General features: G+C 66.2%; 14 protein-coding genes and 3 pseudogenes. 5 read left to right on the top strand and 12 right to left on the bottom strand.

Annotated features, from left to right (window positions below):
• Positions 1-81 precede the first annotated feature (81 nt).
• From OL239_RS19305 to paaA, 10 genes and pseudogenes are all read right to left on the bottom strand, one after another.
• Positions 82-525 carry a copper resistance CopC family protein gene (locus OL239_RS19305; RefSeq protein ID WP_329609394.1) on the bottom strand — a complete coding sequence of 148 codons (444 nt, stop codon included), beginning with the start codon at positions 523-525 and terminating at the stop codon, positions 82-84.
• The gene (locus OL239_RS03920; RefSeq protein ID WP_268910825.1) at positions 504-755 is read right to left on the bottom strand and encodes a hypothetical protein; all 252 of its coding nucleotides are present in this window, start codon (positions 753-755) and stop codon (positions 504-506) included. Before OL239_RS03920 ends, OL239_RS19305 begins: the two co-directional genes overlap by 22 nt.
• A gap of 69 nt (positions 756-824) precedes the next feature.
• Positions 825-1,508 carry a hypothetical protein gene (locus tag OL239_RS03915; protein WP_268910824.1) on the bottom strand — a complete coding sequence of 228 codons (684 nt, stop codon included), beginning with the start codon at positions 1,506-1,508 and terminating at the stop codon, positions 825-827.
• Positions 1,509-1,671: 163 nt separating this feature from the next.
• Entirely contained in the window at positions 1,672-3,120 is a 1,449-nt protein-coding gene (locus OL239_RS03910; RefSeq protein ID WP_268910823.1) for a cryptochrome/photolyase family protein, read from the bottom strand.
• 106 nt (positions 3,121-3,226) lie between these two features.
• Positions 3,227-3,993: pseudogene (locus OL239_RS03905) on the bottom strand (enoyl-CoA hydratase/isomerase family protein).
• Positions 3,994-4,015: 22 nt separating this feature from the next.
• Positions 4,016-5,179 carry a 1,2-phenylacetyl-CoA epoxidase subunit PaaE gene (paaE, locus tag OL239_RS03900; RefSeq protein ID WP_268910822.1) on the bottom strand — a complete coding sequence of 388 codons (1,164 nt, stop codon included), beginning with the start codon at positions 5,177-5,179 and terminating at the stop codon, positions 4,016-4,018.
• 3 nt (positions 5,180-5,182) lie between these two features.
• Positions 5,183-5,707, bottom strand: a complete 525-nt coding sequence (gene paaD / locus OL239_RS03895) for a 1,2-phenylacetyl-CoA epoxidase subunit PaaD (protein ID WP_268910821.1) — start codon at positions 5,705-5,707, stop codon at positions 5,183-5,185.
• Positions 5,708-5,712: 5 nt separating this feature from the next.
• Positions 5,713-6,536: pseudogene (gene paaC / locus OL239_RS03890) on the bottom strand (1,2-phenylacetyl-CoA epoxidase subunit PaaC).
• Positions 6,533-6,910, bottom strand: a complete 378-nt coding sequence (paaB, locus tag OL239_RS03885; RefSeq protein ID WP_268910820.1) for a 1,2-phenylacetyl-CoA epoxidase subunit PaaB — start codon at positions 6,908-6,910, stop codon at positions 6,533-6,535. The pseudogene paaC and the gene paaB overlap by 4 nt, the downstream one beginning before the upstream one ends.
• A gap of 2 nt (positions 6,911-6,912) precedes the next feature.
• Positions 6,913-7,926, bottom strand: coding sequence for a 1,2-phenylacetyl-CoA epoxidase subunit PaaA (gene paaA / locus OL239_RS03880; RefSeq protein WP_268910819.1), 1,014 nt, complete (start codon positions 7,924-7,926; stop codon positions 6,913-6,915).
• 148 nt (positions 7,927-8,074) lie between these two features.
• On the opposite strand from paaA, the gene OL239_RS03875 reads away from it, so the two are divergent.
• Both OL239_RS03875 and OL239_RS03870 read left to right on the top strand, forming a co-directional pair.
• The gene (locus tag OL239_RS03875; protein WP_268910818.1) at positions 8,075-8,464 is read left to right on the top strand and encodes a PadR family transcriptional regulator; all 390 of its coding nucleotides are present in this window, start codon (positions 8,075-8,077) and stop codon (positions 8,462-8,464) included.
• A 174-nt stretch (positions 8,465-8,638) separates the two neighbouring features.
• On the top strand, positions 8,639-10,813 hold the full coding sequence (locus OL239_RS03870) for a S9 family peptidase (RefSeq protein ID WP_268910817.1): 2,175 nt from the start codon (positions 8,639-8,641) through the stop codon (positions 10,811-10,813).
• Positions 10,814-10,835: 22 nt separating this feature from the next.
• Here OL239_RS03870 and OL239_RS03865 read toward each other — a convergent pair whose 3' ends face one another.
• Complete coding sequence (locus OL239_RS03865) at positions 10,836-11,612, bottom strand: DedA family protein (RefSeq protein ID WP_268910816.1); 777 nt, start codon at positions 11,610-11,612, stop codon at positions 10,836-10,838.
• A gap of 325 nt (positions 11,613-11,937) precedes the next feature.
• Here OL239_RS03865 and OL239_RS03860 point away from each other — a divergent pair, with 325 nt between their 5' ends.
• The 3 genes and pseudogenes from OL239_RS03860 (at position 11,938) to OL239_RS03850 (ending at position 14,505) form a co-directional block, all read left to right on the top strand.
• Positions 11,938-12,414 (top strand): hotdog fold thioesterase, encoded by a 477-nt coding sequence (locus OL239_RS03860; RefSeq protein ID WP_268910815.1) that lies wholly within the window; start codon positions 11,938-11,940, stop codon positions 12,412-12,414.
• A 146-nt stretch (positions 12,415-12,560) separates the two neighbouring features.
• Positions 12,561-13,843 (top strand): annotated as a pseudogene (gene paaK / locus OL239_RS03855) (phenylacetate--CoA ligase PaaK).
• 35 nt (positions 13,844-13,878) lie between these two features.
• The gene (locus tag OL239_RS03850) at positions 13,879-14,505 is read left to right on the top strand and encodes a TetR/AcrR family transcriptional regulator (protein WP_268910814.1); all 627 of its coding nucleotides are present in this window, start codon (positions 13,879-13,881) and stop codon (positions 14,503-14,505) included.
• A gap of 116 nt (positions 14,506-14,621) precedes the next feature.
• Here the strand turns inward: OL239_RS03850 and OL239_RS03845 are convergent, their stop codons facing one another.
• Positions 14,622-16,223 carry an HNH endonuclease signature motif containing protein gene (locus OL239_RS03845; protein ID WP_268910813.1) on the bottom strand — a complete coding sequence of 534 codons (1,602 nt, stop codon included), beginning with the start codon at positions 16,221-16,223 and terminating at the stop codon, positions 14,622-14,624.
• Between the last annotated feature and the right edge of the window lie 7 nt (positions 16,224-16,230).

Genomic DNA, 16,230 nt, shown 5'->3' with positions numbered 1-16,230 from the left:
TGGGAAACGTTTGGGTGGGAAGTGCGGGCGGAACCGGGCGGTTGGCCGTGGCCGCCTGCGCTTTATGTAGTTGCCTGCGCTTTATGAGGTCCGGTTGCGCTTGCGGCGGGCCAGGAATGCGTACACCGCGTAGACGGCCAGGCCCACTGCGCCGCCGATGGCCATGGACAGCCACGGAGTGTTCCCGCCGTCGTTGGAGTCGTTGCTGCTCTTCGGATTCTCTGCACCGTCGGTGCTTTCCGCAGCGGCGTCCCCGGCGCCGTTCTCGGCCGGCGCGGCGGTGGCAGCGGAACCGGCAACGGCGTCCGCGCCCACCAGGAATTCGAACTGGCCCGTGATCGGGTGTCCGTCGGAGGAAACGGCGCGCCAGCGCACGGAGTATTCCCCTTCCGGCATATCCGCGGGCAACGGCTGTACCAGGGTTTCGCGGGTCAGCACGGGGGCAGCTTCGGCCCAGTTCCGGCCGTCGGCGTCCAGCACCAGGATCTGGTTGCCCAGGTCCATCAGGGCGTTGCTGAAGACCAGTTCCAGCTCGGGGGTGAGGTTTCGTAGCGGTCGCCGGCTGCCGGGGTGCTGCCCACCAGCTCGTCATGGGCGAGTGCCGCCGGGGCGGTGGACAGTGCGGCAGCAAGCGCTGCAAGCAGCAGGGCGCCGAGCAGGAGGATGCGCACGGCCAGCGGCCGGCGTGCAGGAGTGCGGGAGGGAAGACCGGAGGGAACCCGGCGGGGAACGATGGAGGAGGAGAGCGGAGGCATGGGCTGCTTTCTGCGCCGGCTCAGTACCGGCGGCTGCTGGAAGAAAGGCTTCGCCCGGACGGGGCGGGCCTAGAAGGACACAGCAGCGGCCGGCGGGCCCCGGTGCCTCATGGCCAGCAGCGGTACGCCAATGTTCCGAAGCGGTGCAACCGGCACCAGCGCCGAGAGCTTCGGGACCCGCGGACCGAGCGGCAGCGGGAGAATCAGCGGCAGGACCGCGGTGATGCGCAGCCGCATGGCCCGCAGGAGGCGCAGCAGGGCGGCCTCACCGTTCCTGATCAGCGCCACGGTGGCCGCGGCAGCCAGAAGGTGCCCAAGCCACATCAGCGGCGAGGCGTGCTCCGCCGCGCCCATCCCCTCACCGCCCTGGCCGCCGGCCAGCTGTGCGCCGGCAATCTGGGCGAAAGCTGCGGGGTCAGCGTTGGCGGCATGGCCCGCATGGCCCGCATGGGCGGCGGAACCGGCGCCGGCGGCAGCTGCACCGGAAGCCGCGGACGGAATTCCAGCACCGCCGACGGTGAAAAGCAGATGGAAAATTCCCTGGCTCGCCAGCACTGCTCCGGCGGTTCCCGGAAGGGACATGGCCCGGCCGGCCAGCGCACAGGAGACCATGGCGGACAGCGCAAGGCAGAACAGCAGGATGGACGGATGGGGAATGACGCCGCCGGCAAGAACGTGGGAGGCTGCGGCAACGGCCGTGGCCGACAAAGCTGCGGCCCAGCCGCGCACCAGGCGTGCGGCGCGCGTGCTCATGTTCCCCTCCCCGGGACGGCTCGGACCGGGTGGGCGGGTTGCTCCGTCCGGCTGCTGTTATTGTCTCCGGATTTCTACAGGTTGTCGAATACGTTGCGGGGCGCCGATGGGGATGGCGCGGGCGGAAGACGACGCCCGCGTGTACCTTCGGTACGCCGCCAGTTCAGCGAATGCTCTCGTACGCCTCAAGCGCGTGCCGGCGGGACTCCTTGAGGTCCACGAGCGGTTCGGGATAGGCGGGGGTCAGGGCGTCCGGCACCCAGCGGGCGATGTATGCGCCGTCGGGATCAAACCGTTTCGCCTGCGTCTGTGGATTGAAGATTCGGAAGAACGGTGCTGCGTCCGCGCCGGAGCCGGCGACCCACTGCCAGTTCGCGGGATTGCTCGCGGGATCTGCGTCCACCAGGGTCTCCCAGAACCATTCCTCGCCCACCCGCCAGTGGATGCCCAGGTTCTTGATCAGGAAGCTGGCGGTGACCATCCGCACCCGGTTGTGCATCCAGCCCATGCTCCAAAGCTGCCGCTGGCCGGCGTCGACCAGTGGAATCCCTGTCCTTCCGGCCTTCCACGCATCGAGGGCGTCCAGGTCATCCGGCCGTGATGCCGACGCCAGCTGATCCGGTGCGTGCGCACCCTTCCCGCGCAGGACCGCCGGGGTCTGTGGTCCGGACCCCTCCGGATAGTCCCAGGGGAACGCATCGAAGGCAGGCCGCAGATTCCTGGTGGCCAGGTCCGGGTTGTGAAAGAGCTGGTGCCAGCAGAACTCGCGCCACCCGATTTCGGTGCCGAACACGTCCGGCCCGGGCCCGTTCCCGCGGACGCGGCACAGTGCGTGCCACACCTGGAACGGACTCACGTGCCCCCACCGCAGGTACGGGGAGAGCCGGCTGGTTCCAGGCTTCGCCGGGCGGTCGCGGCCGTCGTCGTAATTCTGCACCGGTCCGGCCAGGAAATCGTCGAGGGCGGCCAGCCCGGCTTCCTCGCCCGGGGTCCAGGCTTCCGCCAACCCTGCGGACCAGTCCGGATGCCGCGGCAGCAGGTTCCAGTCCGCCAGGTCCTCCCCGCCGGGGATGCCGTCCGGCGGGGAGGCGGCCCTGTGCGCCTTCGACATCTTGTCCGGAGCCGGCAGGGGCGCCCGGAAATCCAGTGCGGACACCGTGCGCCAGAAAGGAGTGAAGGCGCGGTACGGTCCGCCGCCGCCCGTACGTACCGTCCAGGGTTCGTGCAGCAGGGAAGCCTGGAAGCTCTCCGCCTGCACGTCCGCGCCAGCGGCCCATGCCTTGACCGCGGTGTCCACCTCCCGCTCCGGCCCGCCGTAGCGCCGATTCCAGAAGATCCGCTCCGCGCCCGCTTCCTGCGCGAACGCAGGGACGACGTCGCCCGCCGGGCCCCGCAGCAGCACCAGCGGAATGCCCAGGGCCATAAGGTCTTCGCGCAGGGTCTTCAGTGCATGGTGCAGCCACCACTTCGCGGCGGCGCCCAGCGGCCGGATGCCCGGTGATTCCCCGTCCAGGACATACAGGGCTACCGCGCCGCCGTCGGAGGCCGCGGCCAGGAGGGCCGGATTGTCCGCTGTGCGCAGGTCGTCGCGGAGCCAGGCGATGGAGACCACGGCTGGTCCTTTCCTTGGGTACCACGACCCTACCTGTGCCAGTGCTGCGGCGAGCTGACCCGGCACGGACGGCGGAATCTGCGGCGGCTCTCCGTACAGCTTCGGGCTAGTCCCGGAAGACCGGTTTCCGCTTTTCAATGAAGGCGGAGAAACCTTCGGCATAGTCCCTGGTGCCGCTGAGGACGCCCTGGGCCTTATTTTCTGCCTCCATCGCGGTCCACAATCCAACCCGCGAATCCCGAATTTCGGCTACCAGCGCCTTCGAAATCCGGTAGGCTCCACCAGAACCTGCGGCCACACGCGCCACGATTTCGCGGGTGTTTTCCAGGAGCTGGCCGGCCGGGAAGGTACGGCTGAACAGGCCGGCGGCGACGGCTTCGGTTCCGCTCATGAGGTCACCGGTGTAGATCAGGTCCAGGGCCCGGTGGGTGCCGAGGCGTTCGGTAAAAGCCAGTGTCCGCCGGAGTCAAGGGCAGCACCCAGGGCTGCGAACGGAGAGCCGATCCGAGCATCCTCGGCTACGTAGACGACGTCGGTGGCCACCAGCAGCCCGAGCCCCACACCGAGGCAGGCACCCTGGACGGCAGCGAACGTCGGCGCCGGAAACGCTGCCATCTTCTGCAGCAGCGGCGCCACCAGTTCGCCCAGATACGCATATGCATCATCGTTGGCGGGGTCGACGGCGGATATGTCGCGTCCGGCGCAGAAAGCCCGCCCTTCCCCGCGCAGCAGGAGGGCACGCACCCCGGGGACGGCGGCGTCGTCATACGCCTGCGACAGCTCCGCCAGCTCATCCTCGTTCAGGGCGTTCAGCTTCCGCGGCGCGTTCAGGACGATCTCGGCGATGCCGCTGTCGATGCTCAGGTCAATCATGGTCGCTCCGTTCCTTCAGCGACTAGGCGTCGTAATCGACGGTGACGGCGGGGCTGGTGGGACGGCTCTGGCAGGTCAGGATGTAGCCCTTTTCCACTTCATCCGGTTCCAGTGCGTAGTTCTCCTCCATCTCGACCGTGCCGGTGACCACCCTGGCCCGGCAGGTGCCGCATACGCCGCCGGCGCAGGCAAACGGCACGTCGGGGCGGACCCGCAGCGCCGCGTTGAGGAGGGTTTCACAGGCGTGGGTGGGGCTGGCAACCTTGCCCTGCAGCCCATCCAGCCGGAACGTGATGCTGTAGTTGTCGGCGTCCGGGTCGGCGGCGACGGGCCGTCCGGCCTGGCCCTCGGGCCGGTTGGGCTGGCCGGTGGTGAACAACTCGAACCGGATTTTCTCGGCCGCGACCCCGCGGCTGGCCAGGGTGTCGCGGCACATCTGCACCAGCTCGAAGGGACCGCACAGGAACCACTCATCCACGTTGCGGGTGGGCAGCACGGAATCGATCAGCGTCGCCAGCTTCTCGGCGTCGATCCGACCGGACAACAGGGGCGAAATGCGCTGCTCACGGGACAGAACGTGGTGCAGGGCAAACCGGGACGGATACCTGTCCTTCAGGTCCGCCAGCTCTTCAAGGAACATCACGTCCATGGCGGCCTTGTTCGCATAGACCAGGTCAAAGCGGACGGTCTCGGAGGCGGCCAGCACCGTGCGGGCAATGGAGATCACCGGCGTGATGCCCGATCCCGCAGCCACAGCCACAAACACGTCCTCGCCGCTGAGGTCCAGGTCCCCGGGATGGTTCAGTTCGTTCATGGGGTGCTTGGAAATGAAGCCGCCGGAGGGGCTCATGACATCCAGCACGTCGCCGGCCTTGAGGAAGTCGTTCGCCCACGTGGAGAACCTGCCGCCCAAATCACGCTTGACCGCTACCCGGATTTCGCCCGGCCGCGGCTCGGCGCAGATCGAGTAGCTGCGCCGGATTTCTGTGCCGTCGAGGGTGGTGCGCAGCGCAACGTACTGCCCCGGCAGGTAGTCATAGGAACCCTCGAGCTCCTCGGGCACGGCAAAGGTGACCTCGACGGCGTCGTCGGTGAGACGCCTGACTTCGGAGACCGTCAGGGGATGGAACGCGGTGCGGCGCGGCGGCGCCGGAGCCGGGACCGCGGCTGGAACGGGGGTTGTCATGGGTTAGAGCACCTTGAAGTAGTCGAAGGGTTCGCTGCAGTCACTGCAGACATACAGGGCCTTGCAGGACGTGGAGCCGAAGCGGGTGAGTTCGCGGGTATTCAGGGAGGAGCACTGCGGGCACTTTACGCTTAGGCCCAGCCGCACCGGACCGGCGGCTGCCCGGCCGGTCGGCGGGGCGATGCCGTAGGCGTTCAGCTTGGCCTTTCCCGCTTCGCTCATCCAGTCGGTCGTCCATGCCGGAGCCAGGACCAGATCCACCCGGACCCGGCCGTAGCCGGCGGTGTTCAGCGCCGCGGTGACATCCTGCCGGATGGCATCCATGGCCGGACAGCCGGAATAGGTGGGCGTGACCGCCACCGTGACGGCATCCGGCCCGGTCAGCTCGACGCCGCGGAGAACGCCGAGATCCTCGATGGTCAGCACCGGAATCTCGGGATCGCAGACCGTGGCCGCAATGTCCCATACCCGGCCGGCGGCGGGATCGGCGGGGCGAAGATCCGTGACAGAGCTGTTTCGATCCGTCATGGCTGTTACCAGCTGGCGCCGGGATGTTCGCGGGCCAGCACCTGCATCTCGGCCAGCAGGTAGCCCAGGTGCTCGCTGTGCTGTCCGCGGCGTCCGCCGCCGGGAGCAGCCGGAACCTGCGGCGCCTCCAGCTCCGCTTCCCGCAGGACGGCTCCGATGCCGGCATCGAAGTTTCCGCGGAGCGAGGACGGCAGCACCGCTGCACCGCTTCCGGCGAGGGCCCGGACGTCGTCGTCGTCCTCAAACAGTTCGCCGACATAAGGCCAGGTCAGTTCCAGCGCGCGGGTGATGCGGCGGCGTGATTCCTCAGTGCCGCCGGCGAGGCGCAGGATCCACTGGGCACTGTGGTCGCGGTGGTAGTCGACTTCCTTGACCGCCTTGGCGCTGATGGCCGCCAGGGTGGCGTCGGTGGAGGACAACAGCGCTGTGTAAAGCTCGAAGGAATAAAAGAGACCACCAGCTGGCGCGCGATGGTCAGCCCGAAGTCGCCGTTGGGCTGCTCAAACAGGTGCGCCGAGCGGAACTCATGTTCCCGGCGCCAGTAGGCCAGGTCGTCTTCGGTCCGCCCGGTCGCCGAGCCGGCGTAGGTGAGGAAGGAGCGGGCATGGCCGAGCAGGTCCAGGGCGATGTTGCCCAGGGCCACGTCCTCCTCGAGCTCAGGGGCACGGGAAATCCACCAGCCCAGGCGCTGGGCCAGGATCAGCGAGTCGTCACCGAGCCGCAGCGCGTACTCGGCGACGTCCGCGGGAGCCCTGGTGCCCGCCGCGGCAATGTCCTCCGGGCGCAGGGCGTTGCCCGGCGTGATGCGGGTGGCGCTGTCCGAACTCACAGGTGCTTCACCCCTTCGGACTTGGTGTAGTAGGTGGCGTGCCGGTAGTCCTTGCCCTGCGGAGATTCGAAGAACTGGCCCTTGGAGTCGGGGTCCGAGGCGATAACGGCCGACGCCGGCACCACCCAGAGCGAGACGCCCTCGTTGCGGCGGGTGTACAGGTCGCGGGCGTTGCGGACCGCCATGTCCGCGTCCGGGGCGTGCAGCGAACCGGCGTGGACGTGGGAAAGCCCTCGTGAGGAGCGGACGAAAACCTCCCACAGCGGCCAGGCCGTGCTGGCCGCTGCCGCACCGGCCGCCGTACCCGGCTTGGCGGAAGTCTGCGTGCCCACCGGCTTGGCGCCGTCGTCGCCCGTTGTTGAACCGGAAACCATGCCTATGCCACCTCGGTCTTTCGTGCCTGCGCCGCTGCCTGCTTTGCGGCATAGGCGGTTGCTGCTTCGCGCACCCAGGCGCCGTTTTCATGTGCCTCGCGGCGGCGTGCCAGGCGCTGTGCGTTGCAGGGGCCGCGGCCGGCGAGGACTTCCTTGAACTCGTCCCAGTCCAGCGGGCCGTGTTCCCACTGCTTGGTGTCCTCGTTGTAGCGGATGGAATCATCCGGCAGGGTCAGCCCGAGGACCTTGACCTGCTCCACGATCATGCCGACAAAGCGGGAGCGCAGTTCGTCGTTGGAGAAGCGTTTGATGTTCCAGGCCATGGACTGCTTGGAGTTGGGTGAGTCGTCGTCGGGCGGGCCGAACATCATCAGCGACGGCGCGTACCAGCGGTTGATGGCATCCTGAGCCATGTCCCGCTGCGCCTCGGTGCCGTTGGCCAGCTCCAGCAGGATTTCGAACCCCTGCCGCTGGTGAAAGGATTCTTCCTTGCAGACCCGCACCATGGCCCGGCCGTATGGACCGTACGATGCGCGGCAGAGCGGCACCTGGTTGCAGATGGCGGCGCCGTCGACCAGCCAGCCGATGGCGCCCATGTCCGCCCAGCTGAGCGTGGGGTAATTGAAAATCGACGAGTAGCGGGCCTTGCCGGCGATCAGGTCCTCGGTCATCTTGCCGCGCGGAGTTCCCAGCGTCTCGGCGGCCGAGTAGAGGTAGAGCCCGTGGCCGGCCTCGTCCTGCACTTTCGCCATGAGGATGGATTTGCGCTTGAGCGATGGAGCTCGCGTGATCCAGTTGGCCTCCGGCTGCATGCCGATGATTTCGGAGTGTGCGTGCTGGGAGATCTGGCGGACCAGGGTTTTGCGGTAGGCCTCAGGCATCCAGTCCCGCGGCTCAATACGGGAGTCATCGGCCAGCAGCTGCTCAAAGTGCGCCTCGGGACTGTCCGCCGCGGAGCCGGAAGCTTCGGACGGCGCTGCCTGCAGGCTGGGGGAAGGATCGGTCTGCAACGACATTGGATGTCACCTCACTGTGCGGGATGAAGCCGGATGCGAATGCGCCTTGGTATTTACCGACCGTTCGTTCAGGATATGCGTGTGAGTGAGCGCACGTCAAGGTGCCCGCTAGGTAGACAGACATACTAGTTTGTGTGAGTATCCAGCTGTGCAGACGACTTCCTGGCCCAGCGACTGGATACGGGCATCGCTCGGCCTATGCGTCCTGAAGGCGCTCGACGACGGCGCCGCCTACGGGTATGCCATCGCCGCCCGGTTGAAGGACCAGGGCTCCGGTGCTATCAAAGGCGGAACGCTGTATCCGCTGCTGACCCGCTTCGAAACCGCCGGCTTAGTCGCAGCCGAGTGGCGCGCCGGCGACGGCGGACCCGGCCGGAAGTACTTCTCCCTCACCGCCGCAGGACGCCGGGAGCTAGCCGAGCAGAGCGTGCTGTGGGCCCGGTTTGCCGGCACGGTAAACACATTCCTCGGTCAACCGGAACCTGCTGATGACAGCGATGAAGAAACCTTCGGAGGGGACACCCATGGAAACCCGTGACAGCCAGAACACACCGGAGCCGGCAAAGGCCGCCCAAAAAGGCAAGGCCTGCGATCGATGGTTCGACGACTTCACGCTGGAGTCTGGTACCTGCTGCGCTCCTGACCGGTAAGCCGCCAGCATAAACACCGCGGGCTTCTTCGCCCGCCCGGGCGGTCTCGATATATTCGGGACATGACTACTTCTCCCATCCCTCCCGTTGCTCCAAAGGTTCCCACCGAGCGCGTCCACCACGGAGACACGTTCGTTGACAGCTACGAGTGGCTGCGGGAGAAGGACAATCCCGACGTCGTGGCGCACCTGAAGGCGGAAAACGCCTACATGGAAGAGGTCACGGCGCACCAGGAAAAGCTGCGGCAGGAGATCTTTGATGAGATCAAAAACCGCACGGAGGAAACCGACCTGTCGGTGCCTGCCCGCAAGAAGGGCTGGTGGTACTACTCCCGCACCGAAGAGGGCAAGCAGTACTCCATCCACTGCCGCACCGCCGCGCAGGACACCGGGGACCTGGACGCCGACTGGACACCGCCCGTCGTCGAGCCCGGATTTCCGGTGCCCGGTGAACAGATTCTGATTGACGGCAACGCCGAGGCCGAGGGCAAGCCGTTCTTCGCCCTCGGCGGGCTGGCCGTGACCGAGGACGGCAACCTGCTGGCCTACTCCGAGGACAACGCCGGGGATGAGCGCTTCACCCTGCGCATCAAGGACCTGCGCACCGGCGGCCTGCTCCCGGACACCGTCACCAACGTCTTTTACTCGCTCGCCTTCTCCCCCGACGGCGCCCGGGTCTTCTACACTGTCGTGGATGATTCCTGGCGTCCGTACCAGATCAAGGCCCACACCCTCGGCACCCCGGTGGAGGACGACGTCGTCATCTACCAGGAGGACGACGTGGCCATGTGGACCGGCTTCGATCTTTCCGCTGACCGGAAGCAGCTGCTGATCGGCATCAGCAACTCCGAATACTCCGAGTACCGGGTGCTGGATTTCGAGGATCCCGCCGGCGAGGTCCGCACCCTGATCCCGCGCAGCGAGCGCATCCTCTACGAAGCTGAACCCGTCACCCTGGCCGGCGAGCGCCACTACCTGATTACGCACAACAAGGATGCGCTGAACTCCATGCTCTCCCTGGTGGCGGAGACGGATTTCGCACTGCCGCTGGCCGAGCAGCACTGGAACACAGTGGTGGCGCATGACGACGCCGTCCGGGTCAACGGGGCGGCCGTCACCAAAACGCACGTCATTGTGTCGGTCCGCAAGGACACCACCGAGCGCGTGCAGGTCCTGCCGCTGGAAGGACTCGGCACCGAGGTGCAGGGCGATCCGGTGGAGCCGGCCTTCGACGAGGAGCTGTACACGGCCAACTTGGCCAATGCCGAGTTCGATTCCCCAATCATCCGTCTCAGCTATACCTCCTACCTGACCCCGCCCCGTGTCTACGATTACGTGCTGGCTACCGGAGAGCTGGAACTGCGCAAGGAAACCCCGGTCAAGGGCGGCTACAACCCGGCCGAGTACGTTGCCGAGCGGGCCTGGGCTCCCGCCGCGGACGGCGCACAGATTCCGCTGTCGGTGCTGCGCCGCGCCGAGGTTCAGCAGGACGGCACCAACCCGGCGCTGGTCTATGCCTACGGCAGCTACGAAATCAGCATGGACCCTGCTTTCAGCGTGGCCCGGCTGTCCCTGCTGGACCGCGGCGTCATCTTCGTCGTCGCGCACATCCGCGGTGGCGGCGAAATGGGCCGGACCTGGTACGACCAGGGCAAGAAGCTGAACAAGAAAAACACTTTCACCGACTTCGTGGACGCCACCGATTACATGGCGTCCTCCGGCTGGGTGGACCCGGCCCGGATCGCAGCCATGGGCGGATCGGCCGGCGGACTGCTGATGGGCGCCGTGGCCAACCTGGCCCCGGAGAAGTACAAGGCGATCGTGGCCCAGGTTCCCTTCGTGGACGCGCTGACCACCATCCTGGATCCGGAACTGCCGCTCTCCGCGCTGGAGTGGGAGGAATGGGGCAACCCGATTACCGACCCGGACGTCTACCGGTACATGAAGGAATACAGCCCGTACGAAAACGTCCGTCCCGTGGACTACCCGCGCATTGCCGCGGTGACCTCCTTCAATGACACCCGCGTGCTGTATGTGGAGCCCGCCAAGTGGGTGGCCAAGCTGCGCGAGGTCACCACCGGGTCCGAGCCCATCGTCATGAAGATCGAGATGGACGGCGGACACGGCGGCGCTTCCGGACGCTATGAGGCGTGGAAGGACCGGGCCTGGGACTACGCGTTCGTGCTGGACGCGCTCGGCGCGCAGGAGCCAATTACTGCGGACACTGCCGGCAAGTGAATGCCGGCCGGAGCCCGGGCGTTCACTCGCCCGGCTCCGGCGCCGGCTTGTTGAGCGGTGGCTGTCTGTTTAGCGGTGCCGGCTTGGTTAGCGGACGCTGCTCGGTTGGCTGACGCGGTTTAGTCAGCGGAGACTGTTTGTTTGGCTGACCCGGATTGTTTGGCTGACGAGGTTTGGGTGCGCGCTTCTTCTGCCGCAGCAGCGTGAGTGAAATAGTCGCCGCGGTCAGCAGGACAACGCTCACGACGATCAGGTCGAGATGGTCGCGGATAAAGGGGAACCTGTTTCCCAGGACGTATCCGAGCAGCGTCAGTCCCATCCCCCAGAGCAGAGCGCCGGCAGCGTCGAACGCAACGTAAGCCGAATAACGCATCCTTGCCACTCCGGCCACCACCGGGGTAAAGGTGCGCACGATGCCCACGAACCGGGCCAGGGTGATCGCTTTTCCGCCGTGCCGGGCAAAAAACTCTTCGGCGCGGTCCACGTTCTCGCGCCGGAAAATCCGTGATTCGGGACGGGAGAACACGGCGGGCCCGGCCCGCCGCCCGATCCAGTACCCCAGCTGGTCCCCGATAAATGCCGACAGGGAAATCAGCAGTCCCAGCAGCCAAACATTGACGTGCACCGTTCCGGTGGCAACCAGAAGGCCCGCGGTAAAAAGCAGTGTGTCCCCGGGCAGGAAGAACCCCACCAGTAGTCCCGTTTCGGCAAAAACAATGCCGCAGACCACCAGCACCACCCAGGGCCCCAACGCCGGATCCGCCAGGAAGACCTGCGGATCCAGCCACTCAGGGAGCACAGCCCGCCGCGGCCCGGCAGGGCGCTCTGCCCGCCGCTGCGGCGTCGAAAACTATCACTTTCTCAACCTAAGGCACCGCACTGTGCCGTGTCCCGGCCTCCGGAAAAAGCGGGTGCCGGCCGCACCTTCCACAAGGGGTGCCGCGCCGCGCCGGGCCGTGCCCTGCTCTCCGGGACAAGGGGCGCTCCGCCGCCGCGCGGTCCCGGCCCGGCCGCAGCTGCAATGGATCCACCGCTGCCTGCCGGATTCCTCACCGCCCGGCTTGACAGTGACTGCGCTCACAGGATTACCTAATGAACATTCGGTAAATAAACGAGAGGGTCCCATGGCTGACATCGATGTCACCGCGGTGCAGGGCGCGATGCTCCACCCCATCTTGGAAGACGACGCCGTGGCCCGCTGGCTCGGACTCGTCGTAGAACACTTGGCCCCGGGGAAGGCAACCATCAGCATGGAACTCCGCGCTGACATGCTCAACGGCTTCAGTATCGCCCACGGCGGGATGATCTTTGCCTTTGCCGACACTGCCTTCGCGCTGGCCTGCAACCCTGCCAATGCTGCCAGCCTGGCTGACATGGACCTGATTACCGTGGCTTCCGGCGCCGACATAAATTTCATTTCCACGGCCCTGCCTGGCGAAACCCTTCGGGCTGTCGCGGCACACCGGACCTCCGCCGGCCGCAGCGGACTTTACGATATCGAAATCACCGCGTCCGGAACCGAAGACGGCAGCCGTGTGGTTGCCGAATTCCGCGGCCGCTCCCGCTCCATCCCCAATCCCCGCCACCACTCCCGGACCTGAGTTTCCCCAGGTCCGCTTGCCGTCATCTCCCGTCAGATCCGGTCCGCTGATCCGGTCCGTTACCCCAAAGGCACGCCTTGAAATCCACCGCCGCACCCGTCAAATCCATCCCCGCGGACCCGGCAGCACTCGACCCGGAAGAGCGGATGAGCCGCGACGAGGTCGAGGCCCTTCAGCTCACCCGCCTGCAGCACACCCTGAGTTACGCCTATGAGCGCGTGCCGCTCTACACGCAAAAGTTCGACGACGCCGGGGTGCACCCTGCGGATCTAAAGGACCTGGCGGACCTGGCCAAGTTTCCGTACACCACCAAGGAAGACCTGCGCCAAACCTATCCGTTTGGCATGTTCGCGGTTCCCCAGCACCAAGTGGCCAGAATCCATGCCTCGTCCGGCACCACGGGGCGGCCCACCGTTGTCGGCTATACCGCGGGCGACCTGGACCGCTGGGCTTCCCTGGTCGCGCGTTCCCTGCGTGCCTCCGGCGTCAAACCCGGCTATAAAGTGCACAACGCCTACGGTTACGGCTTATTCACCGGAGGCCTGGGGGCCCACGCCGGTGCGGAGAAGCTGGGCTGCACGGTCATTCCGATGTCCGGCGGACAAACCGAGCGCCAGATCCAGTTGATCCGCGACTTTGAGCCGGACACCATCCTGTGCACCCCCACCTATCTGCTGACAATTGCCGATGCCATGCGCACCGCCGGGATCGATCCGCGTTCCACGTCCCTGAGAAACGCCGTGCTGGGGGCCGAACCCTGGACCGAGGAAATGCGTCACGAACTCGAGACGGCCCTGGACCTCGACGCCTGCGACATTTACGGATTGTCCGAGGTGATGGGTCCGGGCGTTGCGGGGAATGCGTGGAAACCAAGGACGGCACGCACATTTGGGAGGACCATTTCCGGCCCGAAATTATCGACCCGTTCGATGAGACGCGGGTGCTCGACGACGGTGAACCCGGCGAACTTGTCTTCACCTCCCTGACCAAGGAAGCCCTCCCCATCATCCGCTACCGCACGCATGACCTGACCCGGCTGCTGCCCGGCAGTGCCCGCCCCGGCATGCGCCGCATGGGCCGGATCACCGGACGCAGCGACGACATGATCATCCTGCGCGGCGTGAACCTCTTTCCCAGCCAGATCGAAGAGATTGCCCTGCGCATTCCGGCTCTGAGCCCGCACTTCCAGCTGGAGATCACCCGGCCCAACCGCATGGATGAATTAACGGTAAAGATAGAACGCCGCGAAGACTCCAGCTCCGACGACTGCCGCAGCGCCGCCGCCGAACTCAAGTCCCAGATCAAAATCCACATTGGCTCCTCCTGCACCATTCAGGTGGCCGAGCCCGGCACGCTGGCGCGGTCCAGCGGAAAGCTGCGCCGGATTTACGACCTGCGCGGCAAGGATGCGGGCCTGGTCACGGGCTGACGGCCCTTCCGAACGTTCGTGGGAAAATAGGACCCATGTCTTCCACTCCAGCCGCCGCTTCCGGCCCGGCTTCCGCCGGAACCCGCCGCGGCCGTCCCGGATACGATCAGCAGTCGGTCCTCACCATTGCCGTCAACGTGTTCAACAAGCACGGTTACGAGGCCACCTCCATGGGGATCCTCGCGGAGAACCTGGGTATTACGAAATCCGCGATTTACCACCACGTTCCGTCCAAGGGCGATCTGCTGCGGCTGGCCCTGGACAATGCGCTGGGAGGGCTGGAGGCCGTGCTCGATGATGCCCGCGCCTCCAGCGGTCCCGCGGACGAGCAGCTGGAATTCGTGCTGCGCGGCACCATACAGGTCCTTACCGAGCGGCTGCCGTTTGTGACTCTGTTGCTGCGCCTGCGGGGCAATACGGAGATTGAGCGCGATGCTCTCGCCCGCCGCCGGGAGTTTGACCACCGTGTCGCGAAACTGGTGGACGCCGCCCGCAGCGAGGGATCACTGCGCAGCGACATCGATCCGCGCACCACCACCAGACTGCTGTTCGGCACCATCAACTCGATTGTCGAGTGGTACAAACCCGGCGGGCCAATTTCGCCGGACCAGCTGGCCGATGACATCATCTCCATGGTCTTCCATGGTCTGCACCGCAGCTAACTGCACCCGCCCGAATCCTGGTAGCTGCGTCACGGACACCTGCCCCGGCTGCCGCTGCGGCCGCGGTTGCCACCTCCCCCACCGGATCCCACTGCTCCGGAACTGCGGCGGATGTACTAGAACGGTGGCGGATGTGCACCATAATCAGCCTCACTGCTGTCCGGCAGAGTATCGATGGAGGTTTCGGTGGGGACGTCGGTACTGAGCCGGCTTGTGACGCGGTCCGGACGAGTGCCACTCAGGTCCGGATCGGGTGCATCCACAACCGGAGCAGCTCCACTCAGGTCCGGGCCCTTCCTCTGCATGACCGGAGCAAGGGCAAGATGCGGTTCGGTGCGGTAAGTCCGTCCTCCCGGCGAGGTCCACTCGATGATCCCGGCTGCCGGCTGGCAGGCCTTCCAGAATCCCTGCGTCTTGAACATGTGATGCCTCCGGCAGAGGTGCTCAAGGTTGTCATGATCCGTAACGCCACCCTGTGCCCAGGGCTTGGTGTGATCGATCTCGGAAATGACCGCGTTGTACCGGCACCCCGGAAATCTGCAGGTCCCGTCCCGTGCTCTGAGCCAGCGTTGCAGTCCCGCTGGAATTTTCCGTCGGCGGCCGATCCGCAGAATTTCCTCAGTGTCAGGATCCCGCTCCACCGGTGTCCACTTCGCAGCATCGCGGGCCATTCGGCGGGCGGTTTGAGGGCTGATCGGTCCGTATCCGTGGAGCTCGGCGGGCTGGTCGTCCGCGCCAAAAAGGGTTTCGGCGCTGATCAGCACCAGGATCTCGGCCCGGGCCTTAGCCCCGGCATTGCTCCTGGACGTGCTGCCCCTGGACCTGCCCCGTAAATTGCTCCGGGAATTGGCGCCGTTGCTACCCGAGGTTCCAGCGGGGGATGCACCGTCGCCACCCAATTCCTCACCGTCGGCAGGCCGGATGAGCAGCTCCTGGAGTATGTCAGCCCTCAGCCCGTCCACGGTCCGCGGATCCCCGGCGGCCTGCTCTCCCCGCGCGGCTTTGCTCAGCTGCGTGAAAATCGCCTGCGCATTCTCCGCCGGCAGGAGGGCCGACAGCCATGACATTCCGTCCTCCGCCTGTTCCAGGCAAACCTTGCGCTTTTCAAAGGCGGTCAGCTGGCGCTTGACGATGGTCTGTGGATACTGGTTTTCCCGCAGCCGCCGTGCCCGTACCCGGAACTGCGACTGGGTCTGGCCGGCTGCGGCGTCCAGCAGCTTCGCTTCGAAGGCTGGGAGCTCCTCCGGCTCGATGTCCTGGGATTGATCCAGCACTGTTTGAGCGTGGTGGTAGCTGATTCCGCCCTGTTCCAGCCGGCCCAGAGTCGCGGCATGGTCCCGGCAGAGGCCCTCTGCTTCAACCATCAACCGCTGCCCGGTTGTTTGGGGAACGGAAAGGATCGCTGCTGCTTCCGATGCCGCGAGGCTGAACGCCAGTCCCGGATCAGGTTTTCCGGATGGGAAGTGCAGCTCATTCCGGTAAATGACCTCCATCCGGTGCAGAACCTTAGCTTGTTGTGCCTGCGCCCACCGGATCAAATGATCCAGCCGGGAAAGCACGGCACCGGCGGTCGCTTCGTCCAGGGCGTCTGCACCCTGGAGGACCAGGGCACCTGCGAACCCGTCGGGGCGGAAGGTCCCGGCTGGGTTACCGGGGCCGGAAGCCGGACTGGAATGGACAGAAACAGCGGCAAAGGAGGGATCACCAGTAGATGGCACTGCTTGG

Origin of the sequence: Arthrobacter sp. ATA002 (assembly GCF_026898095.1) — a bacterium.
In the GTDB taxonomy this organism is placed as follows: domain Bacteria; phylum Actinomycetota; class Actinomycetes; order Actinomycetales; family Micrococcaceae; genus Arthrobacter_B.
This window is presented reverse-complemented; position numbering and strand designations above follow the sequence as displayed.

Excerpts from the sequence above, each read along its gene's own strand:
- OL239_RS03920 (WP_268910825.1), bottom strand. The coding sequence starts at position 755 with ATGCCTCCGCTCTCCTCCTCCATCGTTCCCCGCCGGGTTCCCTCCGGT.
- OL239_RS03915 (WP_268910824.1), bottom strand. The coding sequence starts at position 1,508 with ATGAGCACGCGCGCCGCACGCCTGGTGCGCGGCTGGGCCGCAGCTTTG.
- paaE (WP_268910822.1), bottom strand. The coding sequence starts at position 5,179 with ATGACAACCCCCGTTCCAGCCGCGGTCCCGGCTCCGGCGCCGCCGCGC.
- paaD (WP_268910821.1), bottom strand. The coding sequence starts at position 5,707 with ATGACGGATCGAAACAGCTCTGTCACGGATCTTCGCCCCGCCGATCCC.
- paaB (WP_268910820.1), bottom strand. The coding sequence starts at position 6,910 with ATGGTTTCCGGTTCAACAACGGGCGACGACGGCGCCAAGCCGGTGGGC.
- paaA (WP_268910819.1), bottom strand. The coding sequence starts at position 7,926 with ATGTCGTTGCAGACCGATCCTTCCCCCAGCCTGCAGGCAGCGCCGTCC.
- OL239_RS03870 (WP_268910817.1), top strand. The coding sequence starts at position 8,639 with ATGACTACTTCTCCCATCCCTCCCGTTGCTCCAAAGGTTCCCACCGAG.
- OL239_RS03860 (WP_268910815.1), top strand. The coding sequence starts at position 11,938 with ATGGCTGACATCGATGTCACCGCGGTGCAGGGCGCGATGCTCCACCCC.
- OL239_RS03850 (WP_268910814.1), top strand. The coding sequence starts at position 13,879 with ATGTCTTCCACTCCAGCCGCCGCTTCCGGCCCGGCTTCCGCCGGAACC.